Origin of the sequence: Duganella sp. CF517 (assembly GCF_900110275.1) — a bacterium.
Classification (GTDB): Bacteria; Pseudomonadota; Gammaproteobacteria; order Burkholderiales; family Burkholderiaceae_D; genus Rugamonas.
The window spans coordinates 396,261-416,508 of sequence record NZ_FODC01000002.1 but is presented as its reverse complement, the minus strand read 5'-3'; the positions used below and the strand labels follow the sequence as shown (position 1 = coordinate 416,508).

The window sequence follows — 20,248 nt, the reverse complement described above, 5'->3', positions numbered from 1 at the left end:
AAACCCCGGCCTCCATGGAGCCCCGGGGTTTTTTTTCGCGGCAACGGATTCAATTGCCTTTTTACCAGTGCTGGAGTAATTTGACGCATGGCAGCATAAATCAGTATTGAGGAGTCTCAAGGTGAGTGACGAAAAGTTGAATCCGTGGTCCGGCTGGCCGACCAATCCATTTTCCCTCGCGCAGCAGGCGACCGACTATTGGGTCGACGCCTGCCAGCGCGGCGTGCTGTTCATGGACGTGCTGCGCCAGCGTGGCGACGAGCGCAACCTGCGCACCGAAGAGACCGCTCCGCACGTGCTCAGTTTTGCCTTCGAGGTCATCATGGACGGCCGCGATCTGGAGCGTCCCGTCAACTACGGCTTGTGCTACATCGCGCCGCCGGACGGCCTCACCCCCGATCCCACCAAGCGTCCGTTCATCGTGTTCGATCCGCGCGCCGGCCACGGCCCCGGCATCGCCGGCATGAAACAGGACAGCGAGATCGGCGTCGTGCTCAAGGCCGGCCATCCGTGCTATTTCGTCGGCTTCCTGCCCAAGCCGGTGCCGGGCCAGACCATCGAGGACGTGTGCCGGGCCGAGGCGCAATTCATCGCCCATGTGGCCAAACTGCATCCACAGGCCGACGGCAAGCCCGCGCTGATCGGCAATTGCCAGGCCGGCTGGCAAATCATGATGACGGCCGCGCTGCAGCCGGACCTGGTCGGTCCGCTGGTGCTGGCCGGGGCGCCGCTGTCGTACTGGGCCGGCGTGCGCGGCAAGAACCCGATGCGCTACCTGGGCGGCGCGCTCGGCGGGACGTGGACGACCACGCTCGCGGGCGATCTGGGCAACGGCATTTTCGACGGCGCGCAGCTGGTCGAAAATTTCGAGAAAATGAACCCGGCCAATACGATGTGGAGCAAGAACTACAACGTGTATTCGAAGATCGACACCGAAGCGGCGCGCTTCCTGGAATTCGAGCGCTGGTGGGGCAATCCGGTGCTGCTCAACGCCGGCGAAATGCAATACATCGCCGATAACCTGTTCGTCGGCAACCAGCTGAGCGCGGCCGCGCTGCTCGACAGCGAAGGCCGCCGCATCGATCTGCGCAACATCAAATCGCCGATCGTGGTGTTCTGCTCGTGGGGCGACGACATCACGCCGCCGCAGCAGGCGCTCGGCTGGGTGCTGGACCTGTACGAGGACGACGCCGCGCTGGTCGCCGGCGGCCAGACCATCATTTACACGATGCACCAGAGCATAGGGCACCTGGGCATCTTCGTCTCGGCCTCGGTGGCCAACAAGGAGCACGAGGAGTTCACGGCCGCGATGGACATGATCGACATCATGCCGCCGGGCCTGTACGAGGCGGTGTTCCTCGACAAGGACGAGGAGATGCTGCAAGCGGAGATCGCCGCCGGCGACATGATGGGCGGCGACTTCGTCATGCGTTTCGAACGGCGCGGCCTGGACGCGTTGCGCGTGTTGGGCGGCAACGACGCCGAGGACGAGCGCCGTTTCGCCACCGTGGCGCGGGTCTCGGAAATCAACCAGGGCCTGTACCGCCAGTTTGTCAGCCCGATCGTCAAGAACCTGGTGACGGAACAGAGCGCCGAACGGTTGCGCGAATCGCACCCGCTGCGCTTGCGCTACACGGCCTTCTCCAGCAAAAACAAGCTGCTCGACGGCATCCCGGCGCTGGCCGAAAAGGTGCGCGCGCAGCGCCGTCCGGTGGACAAGGGCAACGTCTTCCTGCAGTTGCAGGAGCACATGTCGAAGCAGATCGTCGCCACGCTGGACGCCTATCGCGACGCGCGCGACGAGGCGACCGAAAAATTCTTCCTGAGCGTGTATGGCTCGCCGGTGTTGCAGGCGCTGGTGGGCTTGCGTTCCGACGTGGGCGCGCCGCGCCGCATCGGCCGCGATCTGGCGCACGAGGCGGCGTTGAACGCGTTCCGCGCGGCGGCCGCCACCAAGACGGCCGAGGGCGGCGTGACCGAGGCCATCATCCGCGGCTTGCTCTACATCTATCGCAGTCCGGAGATGAGCGCCGCCGACGAGCGCGCGTTCGCGACGATACGCCAGCTGCGCTTGCGCACGTCGGACGACGAGGAGCTGAGCGTGACGCAGTTCAAGACCATCGTGCGCGACCAGTATCTGATGTTGCAGGTCGACGAGGAGGCGGCAATGCGCGACCTGCCGCTGCTGTTGCCGGAGGAGCCCGAAGCGCGCGCGGCGGCCCTGGGCATCGTGCGGCAGGTGGCCGGCGCCACCGGCACGCTGGTCGGCGACGGCGCGGTGCGGCTCGAACGCGTGGCCGAGATGTTCGGCCCGCAAGCGCCGAAGCTGGCCGTGGTGCGCAAGAAGAAGAAGGAAGCGTGAGGCGAGGGCGGCCGGCTATGCGCGCCGCTCGATGTCCTTGCGCATGAACACGCTCATCGGGTCCTCCGGATAATCGCCGAACGCGCCGCAGCGCTGGAACCCGTGCCGCTGGTACAGCCCCATCGCCTCGGGCTGCGACGGCCCGGTCTCGAGCACCATCTGCGCGCAGCCGGCTTCCACCGCCGCCTGTTCCAGCAGGCTGAGCATGCCTTTTCCGGTACCCTTGCCGCGTCCGGCGGGGTCCACATACAAGCGCTTGATCTCGCCGAATTCCGGCGACAGCACGATCGCGCAGCAACCGACGATCTTGCCGGCGGCGCCGCCCTCGCGCGCCACGGCGAACTTCACGTGCGGCGCCATCAGCGAGGACAAATCCAGTGCATACACCAGTTCCGGCGGATACAGCGACAATTGATAAGCATCGAGATCGGCGATCAGGGCGATGACTTCAGGCTGGTTCGGAGTTTCAAAGGCGATATGCATCATGGATGATCGGTCATTTTATTGGACGGTAAATCCAGTATAATGGATTCCATGGATATAAACAAACTAATTGCCGGCCGCGTGTTGGCGCTGCGCGAAGCGCGCCAGCTGTCGTTGACGTCGCTCGCCGAATTGAGCGGTGTAAGCCGCTCCAACATTTCCCTGATCGAACGCGGCGAGAGCAGCGCCACCGCCACCGTGCTCGACAAGCTGGCCGGCGCCCTCGGCGTGACACTGGCCTCGTTGTTCGAGGCCGCCGACGCCTCGTCCGCGCCATCGCCGTTGCGCCGCGCCGCCGAGCAACAGGTGTGGACCGACCCGGCCTCCGGTTATGTGCGGCGCCACTTGTCGCCGGCCGCGCGTTCGCCCTTGCAACTGGTCGAGGTGGTGTTCCCGCCCGGCCAGCGCGTCGTCTACGAGCGCATGGCGCGGGCGTCGGACATCCACCATCAAATGTGGATGCTCGACGGCGTCATGGATATCGCGTGCGGCGAGCAGCAATGGCGGCTGGAAGCGGGCGATTGCGTGGCGATGCGCGAGGATCAGCAGATCGTCTACGCCAATCCCGGCAGCCGCCCGGCGCGCTATCTGGTCGGGCTGGTGACCTTGCCCGTGGGCGTGCACGCTGCCGATTAGCCGTGCGGTATGATTGCATGCATGACTACTCAAACGCCACCCCCCGGCAAAGCCAAGACCGCGCTGCTGCTTTTATCGATGTTCGTCGGATCGGCGCTTGTGACGGCCGCCCTCGCTTATGCGGCGCTGGAAGGTGAGTGGATGCCGTGCCGCTCCAACTTCGAGGGCGGCTGCGGGTATGGCGCCGTGATGGCGGTCGCCGGCATGTCGGTGATCCTCTTTCCGGTGCTGTTCGTCGGCTCCGCGCTGCTGTATTTCCGTCGGACGAAATCGGGCGCGCCCGCGCAGGCGGCGTCCGCCGGCACCGCTTCGCCGCGCGCGCAATTGCTGACCCAATGGCGCGCGGCGTTCGCGGTGGCGCTGTTTGTCAACGTGTTGCCGTTGCCGCTGGTGTTCGCCGGGTTCGACCTGTCGCCGCTGTGGGTGAACGTTTTGTGGGGCGCGGGAATGCTGACGCTGCTGGCGAACGCGGTGATGGCGTACCGCGTCGCCACCCACGCGCTGCAAAAGCCGATGCCCATCGTCATCGCGGTGCTTTCCTGCGTGGTGGGATGGGTCGGCGCCGCCGGCGTGTTCATCTACCTGCACGTGACGATCGCGCGCCCGGCCAGAAACCGGGGCGGCTGACAGCGCGGCGCTGTATAATGACGACCCTCATCCGATTACCGTAGCAGAACCATGACCATCATCGACCAGCCGACCACCGATACAGCCGCAGCGCCTGGCGTCAAGCCGGGCCGCCGCCTGTCGGTCGCGCCGATGATGGACTGGACCGACCGCCACTGCCGCGTGTTCCACCGCCATATCAGCCGCCACACGTGGCTGTACACGGAGATGGTCACCACCGGCGCGCTGGTCTACGGCGACGTCGAGCGCCACCTGCGCTTCAACGAGGAAGAACACCCGGTGGCGCTGCAACTGGGCGGCAGCGACCCGACCGACCTGGCCACCAGCGCCAGGCTGGGCGAAAAATGGGGCTACGACGAGATCAACCTGAATTGCGGTTGCCCGTCCGAACGCGTGCAGAAGGGCGCTTTCGGCGCCTGCCTGATGGCCGAGCCGCAACTGGTGGCCGATTGCGTCAAAGCCATGCGCGACGCGGTCAGCATCGACGTCACCGTCAAGCACCGGATCGGCATCGACCAGACCGAAAGCTACGATTTCGTCCGCGATTTCGTCGGCACGGTGGCCGACGCCGGCTGCAAGACCTTCATCGTCCACGCCCGCAACGCCATCCTCAAAGGCTTGTCGCCGAAGGAAAACCGCGAGGTGCCGCCGCTGAAATACGACTTCGCCTACCGCCTCAAGCGCGAGTTCCCCGACTTCGAAATCATCATCAACGGCGGCATCAAGACCGAGGCCGAGATCGACGAGCACCTGCGGCATATCGACGGCGTCATGCTGGGCCGCGAGGCGTACCACAATCCGTTCGTGATGGCCACGTTCGACCAGCGCTACTACGGCGACGCCGACGCCGTCGTCAAGTCGCGCGAGCAAGTGATCGAGGCGATGATCCCCTACATCCGTGCCCAGCTGGCACTGGGCGAGAAGGGCCTCAAACTCAACAGCATCACCCGCCACATGCTGGGCCTGATGACCGGCCTGCCCGGCGCGCGCCAATTCCGCCAGGTGCTGTCCGACTCCAAAAAGCTCGCCGCCGGCGACGCCAACCTCCTCCTCGAAGCGGCCGCCCGGCTGCGCACCACCGCCTAAATCTTGCCGATCCGGCATTGAATTCGCGAAACTGTTGGTATTTCCACGCAGAAATTCAGCATGCGTAAATTAGTGGCATTTTTTTCTTGCTTTGAGGAAAAATTTGCATCTATAATTCATCAAATACCACATATTTTCGACACCACCCACGGCACTTTGCGGCGCAAAAACTACACCTAAGGCTTTGTGTGGCGCTAAATTTTGCATTCGCAGTCATTGTTTGCTAATGTCATGTTTTATTGATTTACGGCAATTAGCGTGCGGGTAGTGTTCTCGTAGTAACGAGGCAGTCCAGGGCAAATTCTTATCAACGGTGTCACTTAAGAAGAAGACGGAAATGAATTTAGCAAAAATGAAAGTCGGAACGCGCCTGGGCCTCGGATTCGCCCTGGTATTGTTGTTCCTGATCGCCGTGACCACGGTCGGCATCTTCCGCATGGCACAAATCCAGGACCGCCTGGACCACGTTATCAGCGTCAACAACGTCGTGTCGCGCCTGGTCCTCGACATGCGCGCCAACGTCAACGACCGCATCAGCTCGCTGCGCGTGCTGACCCTGATGACCGATCCGGCCGACATGGAACCGGACCTGAACCGCGTCAAGGAACTGGCCGGCAAGTACACCGAAGCACAGAACAAGCTGAGCGCGAAATTCGCGGTGGAAGCCACCGCTGAAGAAAAAACGCTGCTGGCGACCATCAAGGAGCAGGAAGGCGTGGCCATGCCGGCGATCGCCAAGGCGACCGAGCTGTGGTTGGCAAGCAATGCCGAAGGCGCCACCCGCGTGCTGATCAAGGAAATCCGTCCGGCCCAGAAAAAATGGATGGCCGCGCTCGACCAACTGGCCGCGCTGGAAGACAAGCTGAACGCCCAGATGCAGGTCGACGCCGCCAACGGCTTCTCCAGCGGCCGCAATTTCATGATCGTCATGGGCTTGCTGGCGGTCGGCATCTCGATCGTCGCCGCGCTGCTGATCACCCGTGGCCTGCTCAAGCAGCTGGGCGGCGAACCGGACTACACCGCCTCGATCGCCAGCAGCATCGCCAACGGCGACCTGGCCGTGTCGATCGACACCACCGGCAACGACAAGGACAGCCTGCTGTTTGAAATGAAGGAAATGCGCAACAGCCTGGTGGACATCGTCGGCCAGGTCCGTTCGGGCACCGAAACCATCGGCACCGCCTCGCGCGAGATCGCCGCCGGCAACATCGACCTGTCGGCCCGCACCGAAATGCAGGCCAGCTCGCTGGAAAAAACCGCCTCGGCGATGGAAGAACTGACCTCGACCGTCAAGCAGAACGCCGACAACGCCCGGGAAGCCAACCAGCTGGCGTCGGTGGCGTCGGACGTGGCGATCAAGGGCGGCAAGGTGGTGTCCGAAGTGGTCAACACCATGAGCTCGATCGACGCGTCGGCCAAGAAGATCGTCGACATCATCGGCGTCATCGACGGCATCGCTTTCCAGACCAACATCCTGGCGTTGAACGCCGCCGTCGAAGCGGCCCGTGCCGGCGAACAGGGCCGCGGCTTCGCCGTGGTGGCGTCGGAAGTGCGCAACCTGGCCCAGCGTTCCGCTGGCGCCGCCAAGGAAATCAAGATGCTGATCGACGACTCGGTCGAGAAGGTCGGCGCCGGCACCAAGCTGGTCGGCCAGGCCGGCGTCACGATGGACGAAGTGGTCGCCTCGGTGCGCCGCGTGACCGACATCATGAGCGAGATCGCCAACGCCAGCCAGGAACAAAGCGCTGGTATCGAACAGGTCAACCTGTCCATCATCGAGATGGACAGCATGACCCAACAGAATGCCGCGCTGGTGGAAGAATCCGCCGCCGCAGCACAAAGCTTGCAAGACCAGGCCTCCGAGTTGTCCCGGGTGGTCAGCATCTTCAAGCTGGTGGAAGGCGAGGAGCGCGTTGCCGCTCCGGTATTTACGCCAGCCCCGAAGGCAGTGGTCAAACCGATCACCGCCGCCCGCGCTCCTGTGAAGAAACTGGCCGCCAAGCCGGCCGCAGCGATCGCCAAACCGAAGAAAGTCGTCAACGGCCCGAGCAGCAACGCCGCCGACGAGTGGGAAGAGTTTTAAGCTTGCCTCGGCCTGCTGTCGCCCTTTGCGACACGTGTGCGGGCCTTGGCGTCTATCTAATCAGTGTCTAAAAATAATTGTTGGGAAATACAAATGAACAAGTTTTCGATCATCGCCGCCGTCGTCCTGTCCGCCGTCTCCGCCGCCACCATCGCCGCCGAAGTGCCGGCATCGGTCGACGCCAAGAACTGCAAGGCCGAATACCCGAAGGCATCGCTGATGAATGAAGAGCAGGGCGACGTCAAGATGTCGTTCCTGGTCGGCGCCGACGGCAACGTCGTCGAGTCGAAGCTGGAAAAGTCGAGCGGCTTCAAGAACCTCGACAAAGCGGCGCTGAAAGCGCTGAGCGGTTGCAAGTTCAAGCCGGGCACCAAGGACGGCGCGGTAGCACAGACCTGGACCAAGGTCGACTATAGCTGGAAGCTGTAACACCTGTCTCAAGTGGCCATGCCAGGGGGCGTGGCCGATTGCCGAATCCATCCACTAGGGGAAATCAGATGTCTACAAATAAGCGTTGGTTGAGTGTGGTTGCAGCAGTGCTCGTGTCGAGCGTTCCAGCGGCGTTCGCCGCCGAAGTGCCGGCCAGTTTCGATGCCAAAAACTGCAAAGCCGAATATCCGAAAGCGTCGCTGATGAACGAAGAGCAGGGCACGGTATCGATGTCGTTCCTGGTCAAGGCAGACGGCTCGGTGTCCGATTCCAAGCTCGACAAGACTAGCGGCTTCAAGAATCTGGACAAGGCCGCCATCAAGGCGCTGAGCGCCTGCAAATTCAAGCCGGGCACCAAGGACGGCGCGCCGGCCGAGACCTGGACCAAGGTCGATTACGCCTGGAAACTGGACTAAGCATAGTCCCGCAGGGCAATACCAAGGGGAGCCGCATGCGGCTCCTTTTTTTCGCCAAGTCGATTACGTGTAACAAGCTGTAATCGGGCTGCGAACGCGCTAAACTTCCTTATATAATACGATTCTGGAACAAGGAGATTTGCCATGAAGATTATCTTTGCCGTCGTCGGCGCGCTCGTGGCGCTGACCGGGTGCGCCGTGCAGCAGCCGTATTACACCACCGCCCAGGTTCAGGATCCCTACCAGTGGCGCACTGTTTCCGTGACGCCGTCGAACCGCGCGCCGGGCAGCGCTCCAGCGACCGTCTACACGACCGAGGAATTGCCGGCGCCTAGCTCGCGCGTGGTCTACGCCGAACCGGTCAGCACGACCACGTACGTCGTCGCGCCGCCGGTCTATTACGCGCCCGCGCCCGTGTATTACCAGCCGGCGCCGTCGTACTACTATCCGCCGGTCTCGATCGGGCTGGACTTCTCGTTCAGCCGCTTCTCGGGCGGCCATCGCGGTGGCTGGGGACGCGGCGGTTGGGGACGTGGCGGCTATCGCCGTTGATCGCCGGTTGCTGAATTAGCTGCGGACATAAAAAATCCCGCCATGCCTCGTAAGGCCTGGCGGGATTTTTACATCCGTCCGGGAATTCATGCGGCGCCATCGGCGCCGGCGTGTTACTAGCGCAGCACGTAGACCGATGCCTGGCCTAGTGCGTTACCCTCTACCAACACATAGGTCGAAGCGCAGGCAAGACTGAGCAGTAATGCGCCGTATGCGAAGTGGAGATAGCGTGCCATGACAGACTCCCGGATTGGGTTAGGGTTGTTGATGTCTTCAGAATAGTCTTAAGGCCACATTAAGAACATCAGCAAAAAGTCCGGCGGCGTGTAGGACAACACGCCGTCTCTATCTTTTTATCAACTTCTTATTTAATTTTCCACAGTACGACCGGGCCGGCTGGGGCGGTGTCGGCGGCGTTGGACGTTTCCAGCCAGCGCTGCAAGCCTTCCGGTTGCTTGAGATGGATGCCCATGCCGTCGATCAGGCCGACCTGGTCCAGCATCTTGGCGTCGATCTTGGCCTTGGAGACGGTCGGCGCGCCCATGACCATGCGGTCGTAGGCTTTGCGCGCCTTGTTTTCCCATTTGTGCAGGCTGCTATCCTCGAAGCGGTTGGCCTCGAAGTAGACGGTCAGCGAACCGTCCGGGTTGCCGAAGCCGACGATGCCGCAGCCGCTGCGGATGGCGGCGTTGCTGCCGGGGTCGAACAATTCCGACGGAACGAACACGCCGGCGCGGCCGTCGAGGTCCGGACGGCCGACGGGCGTGTCTTTGCTATAGGTACTGACTTCTGACAGGGATTTTGGTTCAGACATGGCTGCGCTTAGGTGAGACTTGGATGACGTAATTCGGGGAGCGAAGTAGATGCTCGTTGTGCCGAAGGGCAGCCTTATTGTAGCGTCAATCTAGTGCTATCGGGCAATGACTTGCAAAATTATTCCGAGATCAAGGCATCCATTTTTGTAGCGTGGATTAGGCGGCGCCAATCCGCTTTACACTCCAGATAAGGGGGGAGTTAGGATGGGACGGATGGGCACCTTTTGGATGGTCCCCTTTTGCATCTCGAGCACGCAGAATGCAAAAAGCCCAGTCAGAGACCGGGCTTTTGTACTTAATTTTTTGGGGTGGCTGATGGGGCTCGAACCCACGACAACAGGAATCACAATCCTGGACTCTACCAACTGAGCTACAGCCACCACTGTCTTACTTCAACTATCCAGCTATTCGCTGAACAGGTGCCGAATTATACAAGCCAGATTTGAATCCTGCAAATCTAAATGCAAAGTTTCCTGCGTACGATGTGATTTTGCTTACACATCAACTTTTTCGACCGGAGGACGCAAGCCCAGCAGCTTGTCGAAGGCCGGCGCCAGCGCGCCGACGTCGGCCGTGGTGTAGCCGCGCAGCGTCGGTGCGCCGCCGGCGGCCGTGCGCAGCAAGGCGGCCGCCTCCAGCAGACGCACCAGCTGGCGCGCCACGGCGTCGCCGGTGTCGATCAAGGTCACGTCGCTGCGGGCGTGATCGCGCAGCACGCGTTCGATGCCGGTCTTGATGAACGGATAGTGCGTGCAGCCAAGCACCAAGGTATCGGCGCCCTGGTCGAGCAGTGGGGCGACATAGCGCTCCAGCATCGCGCCGATGGCTGGGGCCTCCAGGTCGCCTTGTTCGATCAGGTCGACCAGCCCGACAGCCGGTTGCAGCAGGAATTCGGTATTGTTGGCGGCGGAAATCTGCTCGCGCAGTTGCAGGAACTTTTCGCCCTTGAGCGTGCGCGCCGTCGCCAGCACGCCCACTTTGCCGTTGCGCGTGGCGGCCACGGCCGGCTTTAGGCCCGGTTCGACGCCGACCACCGGCAACTCCGGATAGCGCGCGCGCACCGCCTTGATGGCGGCCACGGTGGCGGTATTGCAGGCCACCACCAGCGCCTTGGCGCCGTGCTCGAGCAGGAAAGCCGTCACGGCCAGCGCGCGGTCCACGACAAACTGTTCGCTCTTGTCGCCATACGGCGCGTGGCCGGAATCGGCGAAGTACATCAGGTGTTCGTGCGGCAGCTGCGCGCGGATATGGCGCAGCACCGACAGCCCGCCCACGCCGGAATCGAAAACGCCGATGGGCGAGTCAACCAGGGCGTCGGCCGAACGGGGGCGGGCGCTGCTCATCAGGCGGTGACGACCGGGATGTTCAACTGCTCGATCTTGGCTTTCCACTCGGCCGGGCCGGTGTTGTGCACCGAGGTGCCGGCCGCGTCGACGGCCACCGTCACCGGCATGTCGACCACGTCGAACTCGTAGATCGCTTCCATGCCCATGTCGGCGAAGCCGAGCACCTTGGCGCCCTTGATCGCCTTCGACACCAGGTAGGCCGAGCCGCCGACCGCCATCAGGTAGGCCGACTGGTGCTTCTTGATCGATTCGATCGCGACCGGGCCGCGCTCGGCCTTGCCGATCATCGCGATCAGGCCGGTTTGCTCGAGCATCATGTCGGTGAACTTGTCCATGCGGGTGGCGGTGGTCGGGCCGGCCGGGCCGACGACTTCGTCACGTACCGGATCGACCGGGCCGACGTAGTAGATCACGCGGTTCTTGAAGTCGACCGGCAATGGCTCGCCTTTGGCCAGCATGTCCTGGATGCGCTTGTGCGCGGCGTCGCGGCCGGTCAGCATTTTGCCGTTCAGCAGCAGGGTCTGGCCCGGCTTCCACGAGGCGACTTCTTCCTTGGTCAGGGTGTTGAGGTCGACGCGCTTCGACTTTTCGGTGTCCGGCGCCCACGAGACGTCCGGCCAGGTCGACAGCGGAGGCGGCGTCATGTAGGCGGGGCCGGAGCCGTCGAGCACGAAGTGGCCGTGGCGGGTGGCCGCGCAGTTCGGGATCATCGCCACCGGCTTGGAGGCCGCGTGGGTCGGGTGCATCATGATTTTCACGTCGAGCACGGTCGTCAGGCCGCCCAGGCCCTGCGCGCCGATGCCCAGGGAGTTGATCTTGTCGCACAGTTCGATGCGCAGCTCTTCGAGCTTGTTCTGCGGGCCGCGCTGTTTCAGCTCGAACATGTCGATGTCTTCCATCAGCACTTCCTTGGCCATCAGCATGGCTTTCTCGGCGGTGCCGCCGATGCCGATGCCCAGCATGCCCGGCGGGCACCAGCCGGCGCCCATCGTCGGCACGGTCTTCATGACCCAGTCGATCAGCGAATCGGACGGGTTCATCATGATCATCTTGGATTTGTTTTCCGAGCCGCCGCCCTTGGCCGCGACCTTGACGTCGACCGTATTGCCTTCGACCAGTTCCATATGCACCACGGCCGGCGTATTGTCCTTGGTGTTCTTGCGGTCGAAATGCGGGTCGGCGACGATCGAGGCGCGCAGTTTGTTGTCGTCGAAGTTGTACGCGCGGCGCACGCCTTCGTTGACGGCGTCGGTGACGGTGCCGCTGAAGCCCTCGAAGCGCACGCCCATGCCGATTTTCAGGAAGACGTTGACGATGCCGGTGTCCTGGCAGATCGGACGCTTGCCTTCCGCGCACATGCGCGAGTTCGTCAGGATCTGCGCGATCGCGTCCTTGGCCGCCGGGCTCTGCTCGTGCTCGTAGGCGCGCGCCAGGTGCTCGATGTAGTCGGCGGGATGGTAGTAGCTGATGTACTGGAGCGCGGCGGCAACGGATTCGATCAGGTCTTCTTGCTTTATGATGGTCATGATGTTCTCGCGAGGGAAGGATGGTGCTTAGTGGACTTAGTGAGACTTGGAATCTTGATGCGTCATCGTGGTGAGGCGGTCGGTGTAGGCGATGGCCAGCGCGGACAGCAGGAACGCGATGTGAATCACGGTTTGCGCGATTAACACTTTTTCGGTGTAGGAGGCGGCGTTGATGAAGGTCTTCAGCAGATGGATCGACGAGATGCCGATGATCGCCATCGCCAGCTTGGTCTTCAGCACGGATGCGTTGACGTGCGACAGCCACTCCGGCTGGTCCGGATGGTCTTCCAGATTCATGCGCGAGACGAAGGTCTCGTAGCCGCCGATAATCACCATCACCAGCAAATTGGAAATCATCACCACGTCGATGAGTCCGAGGACCACCAGCATGATGGTGGTCTCGTTGAGTTTGGCCGGCGCGACGCCCCCGGGCACCGCTATCGCCTGGAAGATGTGCTGCAGCGCCGCCTCGTTGCCCATGGCCGCGCCGATCAGGTCTTTCAGCTCGACCCAGAAGTGGAACACATACACGCACTGCGCCAGGATCAGGCCGAGATACAGCGGCAACTGCAGCCAGCGCGACATGAAGATAAACGCTGGCAGGGGACGCAGCTTGGGTTTAGGATCGGTCATTAAGGCAGTACTCCTGAAAATAAGGCAGACTAGATAAAGGTTGCCGACATTTTACACGTGCTGCACAGCTACCGCACCGCCGTGTTGCGGCGCAACGCCTATGCGTAATGCGTTGGAAATGTTGGTAAAATTGTATAACGCATGGATGGCCGTCCCCGCCTGACCGCGGTCATAGCGGCTAGCAGTCTGTAAGGGCTCAGTAAGCGACAAAGTTTATGTTGGTGCAAAACACTACAACAATGGAGACACGTATGAGCAGCACAACCACGCAGCAAGGCCCACAGGAATCCCGCATCTTCACGCCACCGGCGGCGTTCACCGCGCAGGCCACGGTCGCCGGCATGGACGCCTACAACGCGCTGTGCGCCGAAGCGGAGGCCGACTACGAAGGCTTCTGGTCGCGCCTGGCGAAAGAACACCTGGTCTGGCAAAAGCCGTTTACCAAAACCCTCAACGAAGACAACGCGCCGTTCTACAAATGGTTCGAGGACGGCCACCTGAACGTCTCATACAACTGCCTCGACCGCAACCTGCAGAACGGCAACGCCGACAAGACCGCCATCATCTTCGAGGCGGACGACGGCATGTCGACCAACGTCAGCTACCGCGAATTGCACGAAAAAGTCTGCAAATTCGCCAACGGCCTCAAATCGCGCGGCATCAAAAAGGGCGACCGCGTCATCATCTACATGTCGATGTCGGTCGAAGGCGTGGCCGCGATGCAGGCGTGCGCGCGCATCGGCGCCACCCACTCGGTGGTGTTCGGCGGCTTCTCGGCCAAATCGCTGCAGGAGCGCATCATCGACGCCGGCGCGGTGGCCGTCATCACCGCCGACGAGCAACTGCGCGGCGGCAAGCACCTGCCGCTGAAAGCCATCGTCGACGAAGCGCTGGCGCTGGGCGGCTGCGACACCATCAAGGACGTCATCGTCTACCGCCGCACCGGCGGCGCGATCGCCTTCAAGGAGGGGCGCGACACCTGGCTGCACGAGCTGGTCGCCAGCCAGCCGGCCGAATGCGAGCCGGAATGGGTCGACGCCGAGCACCCGCTGTTCATCCTCTACACGTCCGGCTCGACCGGCACGCCGAAGGGCGTGCAGCACTCGAGCGGCGGCTACCTGCTGTGGGCCGCGCTGACGATGAAATGGAGCTTCGACATCAAGCCGACGGATGTGTACTGGTGCACCGCCGACATCGGCTGGGTGACCGGCCACAGCTACATCGCCTACGGCCCGACGGCGGTCGGCGCCACCCAAGTGGTGTTCGAAGGCATCCCGACCTTCCCCAACGCCGGACGCTTCTGGGACACCATCGCCAAGCACAAGGTCAGCATCTTCTACACGGCGCCGACGGCGATCCGCTCGCTGATCAAGGCGTCCGACGTCGACCCGAAAGTGCATCCGAAAAACTATGACCTGTCGTCGCTGCGCCTGCTGGGCACTGTGGGCGAGCCGATCAATCCGGAAGCGTGGATGTGGTACTACACGCAAGTGGGCGGCGAAAAATGCCCGATCGTCGACACCTTCTGGCAAACGGAAACGGGCGGCCACATGATCACGCCGCTGCCGGGCGCCACGCCGATGGTGCCGGGCTCGTGCACGTTGCCGCTGCCGGGCATCATGACCGCCATCGTCGACGAGGCCGGCGTGGACGTGCCGAACGGGCAGGGCGGCATCCTGGTCGTCAAGCGTCCGTGGCCGTCGATGATCCGCACCATCTGGAACAACCCCGAGCGCTTCAAGACCAGCTACTTCCCGGAAGAGCTGGGCGGCAAGATGTATCTGGCGGGCGACGGCGCCATCCGCAACAAGGACACCGGCTACTTCACCATCACCGGACGCATCGATGACGTGTTGAACGTCTCGGGCCACCGCATGGGCACGATGGAAATCGAATCGGCGCTGGTGGCCAACCCGCTGGTGGCGGAGGCGGCGGTGGTCGGCAAGCCGGACGACACCACCGGCGAATCGATCTGCGCGTTCGTCGTGCTCAAGCAGGCGCGTCCGACCGGCGACGAAGCCAAGAAGCTGGCGCTGGAGTTGCGCAACTGGGTCGCCAAGGAGATCGGTCCGATCGCCAAGCCGAAGGAAATCCGCTTCGGCGACAACCTGCCGAAAACGCGCTCTGGCAAGATCATGCGGCGTTTGCTGCGGGTGCTGGCCAAGGGGGAGGCGATCACGCAGGACGTCTCCACGTTGGAAAATCCGGCCATCCTCGAGCAGCTCAAGGAAGCTTCCTGACCAGAGGCGGCGCGCCGGCCGGCCCGGCCGCCGCCCGCCGCGCCGCCGGTCAGCGCGGCGCCAGCATCTTGTCGACCCGTTCCGACAGCGCATCGATATTAAACGGCTTGGTCATCACCTCGACGCCCTCGTCGAGCTGGCCGCCGCCGAACACGGCCGTTTGCGCATAGCCGGTCAAGAATAGTACGCGCATGGCGGGCCGGTCCACGCGGCCGGCCTCGGCCATCTGGCGCCCGTTCATGCCGCCGGGCAGGCCCACATCGGTGATCAGCAAATCGACGTGCACGTCCGACTGCAGCAGCGCCAGGCCGGCGGCGCTGTCGGCCGCCTCCAGCACCTTGTAGCCCATATCCTCCAGCACATCGACGATCAGCAAGCGCACGCTGGGCTCGTCGTCGACCACCAGCACGGTCTCGTGCGAGCCGTGATGCACCGGCAGCGACGGCAAGGTCGGCGCCGGCACGGGCTCGGCCACGCCATGGTGGCGGGGCAGGTAGATGCACACGGTGGTGCCGCGTCCCACCTCCGAATAGATGCGCACCAAGCCGCCGGACTGCTTGGCGAAGCCGTACACCATCGACAGGCCCAGGCCGGTGCCCTCGCCGGGCTGCTTGGTGGTGAAGAACGGCTCGAACACCCGGCTCATCACCTCAGGCGGAATGCCGTTGCCCGAGTCGGTCACGCTCAGCGACAGGTACTCGCCCTCGGGCATTTGCTGGGCGGCGGCGGCCTTGCGGTTCAAGCGCTGGTTGGCGGTCGCGATCCGGATATGGCCGCCGGACGGCATCGCGTCGCGCGCGTTGATGCACAGGTTCAGCAGCGAATTTTCCAGTTGGGACGGATCGACCAGGGCGGTCCACAGGTCGGCCGCGCCGATCACCTCGATCGCCACGGCCGGGCCCACGGTACGGCGCAGCAAGTCCTCCATGCCCAGCACCAGGCGGTTGACGTCGGTCGGTTTCGGATCGAGCGTCTGCTGGCGCGAGAAGGCCAGCAAGCGATGGGTCAGCGAGGAGGCGCGCTTGGCCGCGTCGCTGGCGGTCTCGATATAGCGGGCCATGTCGCCGAAGCGGCCCTGGCTGGCGCGCAGCTCGAGCAGCTCGAGGCTGCCGGTGATTCCGGCCAACAAGTTATTGAAGTCATGGGCCAGGCCGCCGGTGAGTTGTCCCACCGCCTCCATCTTTTGCGCCTGGCGCAGGGCGTCCTCGGCCGAGCGCAGCGCCTCGGCGTTCTCGCGTTCCGACGTGAAATCGCGGCCGACGGCATAGATGCTATCGGCGTCGGCCTGGGTCGACCACGAGATCCAGCGGTAGGTGCCGTCCTTGTGCCGGTAGCGGTTGTCGAAGCGGGTATGGTAGCCGCCGTCGGCCAGCTCCTGGACGCCGGCGATGGTGCGGTCGACGTCGTCGGGGTGGAGCAGTTTCAGCAGGCTTACGCCGACCAGGTCGTCCTCGTCCCAGCCCAGCACGTCTTTCCACGCCGGATTGACGGTTTTGATTTCGCCGTCGAAGCCGCAGCGCAGCATGATATCGGCCGACAGTTCCCACAGGCGGTTGCGGTCGCGGGTGGTTTCATCGACGGTGCGTTCCAGCGTCTGCTGGGCGCGATGGATGGCTTTCTCCTTGCGCACTTGCTCGGTGATCTCGATGCCCTGGTTCAGCAGGCCGGCGATGCGGCCATCCTCGCCGGTGATGGGCGCGGCGGAAAAGTTCCAGGTGGTCTCCTCGAGCTGGCCGTTGCGCATGATCGTCAGCTCGACGTTGGAACTGGAGAAGCCGATGCCGGTCTTCATGGCTTCGTAGAATTGCGGGGCCACTTGCTCCCAAGCACTGCCCCATACGTCGGCCACCGGTTTGCCGAGGGCGGCGGGGTGGCGGTCGGCCAGCGAGGGGACATAGGCGTCGTTGTAGAGCATGCACATATCCGGGCCCCACAGGATGGTGCCGAGGATGGGCGAGTTCAGGCAGGCGGACACGACCGAGCGCAGCGATTGCGGCCAGGTGTGGGGATCGCCCAGGCATGACGTGGACCAATCGTGGCTGCGCATGCGGGCGCCCATTTCGCCGCCGTTGTCCATGAAAGAAAGCGAAGTCGTCATAGTGTCTTTTGGTGTGGCCTTTTTCCGCTAGCCCGAGGTGGGGACAAGTTTGGATGTTGGTGGTGCGTGCGTGGTTGGGGCTTGGTGCTTTTGCCGGGGCGCGGTCGGGGGCCAGGCGGAGGGATTTCGGGTCGCCGCCACGGGATTAGCGGGCCGCTCGGCGGCTGCGTGGGGGACGCTGGTTATTGTAGCGCAGGATTTGGCGGGGTTGGTTGCATGTGGGAGGGGAAATAAAGTTGGTGGTATGGGGAATGTTTGCTATAATTCGCGGCTTCTCCGAAAGGGGAAGGAATGCAGGAGAGGTGGATGAGCGGTTGAAGTCGCACGCCTGGAAAGCGTGTATAGGGTCAAACCTATCGGGGGTTCGAATCCCCCTCTCTCCGCCAAGAATAAGAAAAGCCCTATAAATCAATGATTTATGGGGCTTTTTAGTATCGAGATTGGCAGCAAATTTGGTAGCAAACTATGCTCAAATTGCCAATCTACTTAAGAAATTCGTCGTATTATTTACACACTAGAATCAACGGTAAGCAAGTCAAGCGGTCACTGAACACAAGTGACCAGCTGACAGCTATCATGAGGGCTTCGCAGCTTTTGCAGAGTGCTCGTATGCCGTCAGATTCGTCCCATATTAAGACATTTGAGATTGACCTTTCTAGAGGTTTGCTGAAGGCAGACGTTCCAGAAGATCATGCCCGTATGCTCGAAGCTCTAGCATTGCTCAAAGCGGCGCATATCGCCCCTAATGCACAGCCAGCGCCCTCTGTAGCCAATTACAACACCGAACCTCTACCGCAAGCCAAATCTAAGAGCGGCTTGAAGCTGTTGGACTTGATTGACAAGTTCTTTCTTCTCAAGAGTCAGCAAGCCCGCAACTGTCGTCGCTTACAAGAATGTCGCAAAAGAAGCTTCTCACTTCCTCGGCAATCCGTTCATACGAGACATACAATTGTCGGACATTCCGAGACTTCAAGAACACCTCTCAAAGAAAAACAGTGCGAGAACTGTTGATAACAAAATGGCGGTGTTGCGAACTGTGTTCAGCTTCGCAAAAACTCAAGGCTACTTCTTTGCAGAAAATCCCGCGAAAGACAGAAAAATTCTGTCGGAGAAGGATAGAGCAAAAGCGGGATATGCAATCTTTGAACGAGAGGAAATCAAGAAATCTATCGTTCGGAATTTATGCAGAAGGCGAAAAACGAGGACAAGGACTACTATTGGACTTGATTCTTGGTCTGTATTCTGGTGCTCGCATTAGTGAAATCACAGGCCTCACAAAGAAGCAGTTTAAGAAGTCCGAGCAAGGTGTAAATTACATTACTATCAATGACTCAAAGACTCTTGCGGGCATCCGAAAGTTCCTTTATCTCAAAAATTGTTTGACGAAGGTTTGCAAGAGTTCATTGACGGAAAAGACAAAATTTTTAAGTATCAAGAGAAGTTAGGTAAAGGTTCTGGCAATGCTGTGGGTAAGAAATTTAAGCGACATATAGCAGAAGTAAAAATTGATAGACCGAAGCTTTTTTTCATCTCCGCAAGTTATTGGATGACTATCTACTCAAGGAAGGAATGCCTTACGAACCTCGGTGTGGGCATGAAATTGACGACACAAATGTAAGCAATTATAGTGGTGATTTTTCTGTTGATCAGTTGGCGAAAATTATGCAAGAGCCGATTAAAGGGATTGCACAATATTTCGGGTCTGTTGAAGTTAGATTTTCCATAAGCGTTCTCAATAGTTTTATCATTGATAATGAAAAAAAATATATAATAAATTTTCTAGGGGTAGGGAATGGCTTTAGTTAAGTGTAAAGAATGCGGTACGGAAGTAAGCACGGAAGCAAAAGCTTGTCCGAAATGCGGAGCGAAACCGCCAAAAAAAGTCGGTCTTCTCGGTTGGATTGCTGTCTTGTTTGTGGGTTTTTTTGTCTATCAATGCACTTCACAGAGTTCAAGAACTTCAGTCGCTGAGAAGCCCGCAGAGGTAGCGGTTCCAAGCAAACCGAAAATGACACCAGAGGAGACGGCGAAAGCAATAGCTCCAATATTGAAAAATTTTAAACTTAGTAGAGATAAAATGGAAAAAATCTCTTTCTATACCGCTCCTAATACAAATATTTTCGACGACCATTTATCTACTTATCTTGCAGTGACCGAAACGGGGCGAGCAATATTGAGAGTTCAAGTCGCTTTTCATGGGGATACTTGGATTTTTTGGGATAAGTTCAAAGTCATGGCTGATGATTCTATAGCTTATGAAAGAGATTTTTCGTATGGTAAAGTCTCTAGAGATAACAATACGGCGGGAGTTTTTGAGAACATAGATATCCCTGCAAGTGAGCTTGATATAGCTTCGTTGCGAACCATTGCAAACTCGAAGAAATCTACCATTCGCTTGTCGGGGAAAGACAAAAGAGAAGATTTTGAATTGTCTGCTAAAGCTATCAAAAATATTAAACAAACTTTAGAAGCATACGATAAACTTAAAGATTTATAACTCTGTATAAATCAAACATAAGAGGTTTTATCATGGAAGAACAATACGAAGCTGAGAGCCGTAACGAAGCTTTGCAAGCATTGCTGGACTATGATTTGATTGAAGGTGCTGCGGCGGGAATTGCTAAGAAAGTGATAGGCGAAAGCAGTCTTGACGGTCTCTCAGGTAAGCAAAAAGGAGTCTATCAAACTGTCATTCATCCTCACTTTGAAATTGCTTGTGACAATGAAGAATGTGGGCAAACGCTCCCTATGGATATGGTTGCGGACGCAATACGAAATGATCAAGCGGGAGAAGACTTTTATTGTGTAGATTGTCAATATCAATTCCGAGACAGAGGCGACGACTGAAGTTCATATCTCAACCCTGATTGCCTGCCCCTTAGCGGCGAACCATAAAACAAAAGCCCCGAAATTCGG

At 60.4% G+C, this 20,248-nt stretch carries 19 protein-coding genes and 2 tRNA genes; 14 read left to right on the top strand and 7 right to left on the bottom strand.

Features of this window, described 5'->3' with window-relative positions:
• The first annotated feature begins 121 nt into the window (after positions 1-121).
• Positions 122-2,362: a DUF3141 domain-containing protein gene (locus BMX85_RS08930; RefSeq protein WP_090316002.1), complete on the top strand. Its 2,241-nt coding sequence runs from the start codon at positions 122-124 to the stop codon at positions 2,360-2,362.
• A gap of 15 nt (positions 2,363-2,377) precedes the next feature.
• Here the strand turns inward: BMX85_RS08930 and BMX85_RS08925 are convergent, their stop codons facing one another.
• Complete coding sequence (locus BMX85_RS08925) at positions 2,378-2,848, bottom strand: GNAT family N-acetyltransferase (RefSeq protein ID WP_307172930.1); 471 nt, start codon at positions 2,846-2,848, stop codon at positions 2,378-2,380.
• Positions 2,849-2,896: 48 nt separating this feature from the next.
• Between BMX85_RS08925 and BMX85_RS08920 the strand changes: the two genes are divergently transcribed.
• The 7 genes from BMX85_RS08920 (at position 2,897) to BMX85_RS08890 (ending at position 8,674) form a co-directional block, all read left to right on the top strand.
• On the top strand, positions 2,897-3,481 hold the full coding sequence (locus BMX85_RS08920; protein WP_090317613.1) for a helix-turn-helix domain-containing protein: 585 nt from the start codon (positions 2,897-2,899) through the stop codon (positions 3,479-3,481).
• A gap of 21 nt (positions 3,482-3,502) precedes the next feature.
• Positions 3,503-4,108, top strand: coding sequence for a hypothetical protein (locus BMX85_RS08915; RefSeq protein WP_143067935.1), 606 nt, complete (start codon positions 3,503-3,505; stop codon positions 4,106-4,108).
• Positions 4,109-4,159: 51 nt separating this feature from the next.
• Entirely contained in the window at positions 4,160-5,194 is a 1,035-nt protein-coding gene (gene dusA, locus BMX85_RS08910) for a tRNA dihydrouridine(20/20a) synthase DusA (RefSeq protein ID WP_090315996.1), read from the top strand.
• 337 nt (positions 5,195-5,531) lie between these two features.
• Entirely contained in the window at positions 5,532-7,277 is a 1,746-nt protein-coding gene (locus BMX85_RS08905; protein ID WP_229210359.1) for a methyl-accepting chemotaxis protein, read from the top strand.
• Between the two features lie 93 nt (positions 7,278-7,370).
• Positions 7,371-7,706 carry an energy transducer TonB gene (locus BMX85_RS08900; RefSeq protein ID WP_090315990.1) on the top strand — a complete coding sequence of 112 codons (336 nt, stop codon included), beginning with the start codon at positions 7,371-7,373 and terminating at the stop codon, positions 7,704-7,706.
• A gap of 68 nt (positions 7,707-7,774) precedes the next feature.
• Entirely contained in the window at positions 7,775-8,122 is a 348-nt protein-coding gene (locus tag BMX85_RS08895; RefSeq protein ID WP_090315987.1) for an energy transducer TonB, read from the top strand.
• 144 nt (positions 8,123-8,266) lie between these two features.
• On the top strand, positions 8,267-8,674 hold the full coding sequence (locus tag BMX85_RS08890) for a hypothetical protein (RefSeq protein ID WP_090315983.1): 408 nt from the start codon (positions 8,267-8,269) through the stop codon (positions 8,672-8,674).
• Positions 8,675-9,038: 364 nt separating this feature from the next.
• Here the strand turns inward: BMX85_RS08890 and BMX85_RS08885 are convergent, their stop codons facing one another.
• The 5 genes from BMX85_RS08885 to BMX85_RS08865 all read right to left on the bottom strand — a co-directional run bounded on the left by BMX85_RS08885 (position 9,039) and on the right by BMX85_RS08865 (position 12,994).
• A complete protein-coding gene (locus tag BMX85_RS08885) occupies positions 9,039-9,488 on the bottom strand; it encodes a hypothetical protein (RefSeq protein WP_090315980.1) in 450 nt (149 codons plus the stop codon).
• A gap of 305 nt (positions 9,489-9,793) precedes the next feature.
• Positions 9,794-9,869: transfer RNA gene (locus BMX85_RS08880), tRNA-His, on the bottom strand.
• Between the two features lie 114 nt (positions 9,870-9,983).
• Positions 9,984-10,832 (bottom strand): glutamate racemase, encoded by an 849-nt coding sequence (murI, locus tag BMX85_RS08875; protein WP_090315977.1) that lies wholly within the window; start codon positions 10,830-10,832, stop codon positions 9,984-9,986.
• A complete protein-coding gene (locus BMX85_RS08870) occupies positions 10,832-12,361 on the bottom strand; it encodes a fumarate hydratase (RefSeq protein WP_090315975.1) in 1,530 nt (509 codons plus the stop codon). The genes murI and BMX85_RS08870 overlap by 1 nt, the downstream gene beginning before the upstream one ends.
• 36 nt (positions 12,362-12,397) lie before the next feature.
• The gene (locus BMX85_RS08865; protein WP_090315972.1) at positions 12,398-12,994 is read right to left on the bottom strand and encodes a TIGR00645 family protein; all 597 of its coding nucleotides are present in this window, start codon (positions 12,992-12,994) and stop codon (positions 12,398-12,400) included.
• A 251-nt stretch (positions 12,995-13,245) separates the two neighbouring features.
• On the opposite strand from BMX85_RS08865, the gene acs reads away from it, so the two are divergent.
• On the top strand, positions 13,246-15,234 hold the full coding sequence (gene acs, locus BMX85_RS08860) for an acetate--CoA ligase (RefSeq protein ID WP_090315970.1): 1,989 nt from the start codon (positions 13,246-13,248) through the stop codon (positions 15,232-15,234).
• Positions 15,235-15,283: 49 nt separating this feature from the next.
• Here acs and BMX85_RS08855 read toward each other — a convergent pair whose 3' ends face one another.
• Positions 15,284-17,332 (bottom strand): hybrid sensor histidine kinase/response regulator, encoded by a 2,049-nt coding sequence (locus tag BMX85_RS08855; RefSeq protein WP_090315967.1) that lies wholly within the window; start codon positions 17,330-17,332, stop codon positions 15,284-15,286.
• A 296-nt stretch (positions 17,333-17,628) separates the two neighbouring features.
• Between BMX85_RS08855 and BMX85_RS08850 the strand changes: the two genes are divergently transcribed.
• The 5 genes from BMX85_RS08850 to BMX85_RS30010 all read left to right on the top strand — a co-directional run bounded on the left by BMX85_RS08850 (position 17,629) and on the right by BMX85_RS30010 (position 20,179).
• Positions 17,629-17,718, top strand: a tRNA-Ser gene (locus BMX85_RS08850).
• A gap of 449 nt (positions 17,719-18,167) precedes the next feature.
• Positions 18,168-18,590: a site-specific integrase gene (locus BMX85_RS31560; protein WP_090315964.1), complete on the top strand. Its 423-nt coding sequence runs from the start codon at positions 18,168-18,170 to the stop codon at positions 18,588-18,590.
• A gap of 311 nt (positions 18,591-18,901) precedes the next feature.
• Entirely contained in the window at positions 18,902-19,138 is a 237-nt protein-coding gene (locus tag BMX85_RS30020; RefSeq protein WP_143067934.1) for a hypothetical protein, read from the top strand.
• Positions 19,125-19,829: a zinc ribbon domain-containing protein gene (locus BMX85_RS30015; RefSeq protein ID WP_143067933.1), complete on the top strand. Its 705-nt coding sequence runs from the start codon at positions 19,125-19,127 to the stop codon at positions 19,827-19,829. Before BMX85_RS30020 ends, BMX85_RS30015 begins: the two co-directional genes overlap by 14 nt.
• A 32-nt stretch (positions 19,830-19,861) precedes the next feature.
• Positions 19,862-20,179 carry a hypothetical protein gene (locus BMX85_RS30010; protein ID WP_143067932.1) on the top strand — a complete coding sequence of 106 codons (318 nt, stop codon included), beginning with the start codon at positions 19,862-19,864 and terminating at the stop codon, positions 20,177-20,179.
• Positions 20,180-20,248: the final 69 nt, after the last annotated feature.

Coding starts and splice junctions, on each gene's coding strand:
- BMX85_RS08890 (WP_090315983.1), top strand. CDS start 8,267: ATGAAGATTATCTTTGCCGTCGTCGGCGCGCTCGTGGCGCTGACCGGG.
- BMX85_RS08925 (WP_307172930.1), bottom strand. CDS start 2,848: ATGATGCATATCGCCTTTGAAACTCCGAACCAGCCTGAAGTCATCGCC.
- BMX85_RS08865 (WP_090315972.1), bottom strand. CDS start 12,994: ATGACCGATCCTAAACCCAAGCTGCGTCCCCTGCCAGCGTTTATCTTC.
- BMX85_RS08920 (WP_090317613.1), top strand. CDS start 2,897: ATGGATATAAACAAACTAATTGCCGGCCGCGTGTTGGCGCTGCGCGAA.
- BMX85_RS08900 (WP_090315990.1), top strand. CDS start 7,371: ATGAACAAGTTTTCGATCATCGCCGCCGTCGTCCTGTCCGCCGTCTCC.
- BMX85_RS08885 (WP_090315980.1), bottom strand. CDS start 9,488: ATGTCTGAACCAAAATCCCTGTCAGAAGTCAGTACCTATAGCAAAGAC.
- dusA (WP_090315996.1), top strand. CDS start 4,160: ATGACCATCATCGACCAGCCGACCACCGATACAGCCGCAGCGCCTGGC.
- BMX85_RS08905 (WP_229210359.1), top strand. CDS start 5,532: ATGAATTTAGCAAAAATGAAAGTCGGAACGCGCCTGGGCCTCGGATTC.
- BMX85_RS08895 (WP_090315987.1), top strand. CDS start 7,775: ATGTCTACAAATAAGCGTTGGTTGAGTGTGGTTGCAGCAGTGCTCGTG.
- BMX85_RS30020 (WP_143067934.1), top strand. CDS start 18,902: ATGCCTTACGAACCTCGGTGTGGGCATGAAATTGACGACACAAATGTA.
- murI (WP_090315977.1), bottom strand. CDS start 10,832: ATGAGCAGCGCCCGCCCCCGTTCGGCCGACGCCCTGGTTGACTCGCCC.
- BMX85_RS30010 (WP_143067932.1), top strand. CDS start 19,862: ATGGAAGAACAATACGAAGCTGAGAGCCGTAACGAAGCTTTGCAAGCA.
- BMX85_RS30015 (WP_143067933.1), top strand. CDS start 19,125: ATGGCTTTAGTTAAGTGTAAAGAATGCGGTACGGAAGTAAGCACGGAA.
- BMX85_RS08915 (WP_143067935.1), top strand. CDS start 3,503: ATGACTACTCAAACGCCACCCCCCGGCAAAGCCAAGACCGCGCTGCTG.
- BMX85_RS08855 (WP_090315967.1), bottom strand. CDS start 17,332: ATGACGACTTCGCTTTCTTTCATGGACAACGGCGGCGAAATGGGCGCC.
- BMX85_RS08870 (WP_090315975.1), bottom strand. CDS start 12,361: ATGACCATCATAAAGCAAGAAGACCTGATCGAATCCGTTGCCGCCGCG.
- acs (WP_090315970.1), top strand. CDS start 13,246: ATGAGCAGCACAACCACGCAGCAAGGCCCACAGGAATCCCGCATCTTC.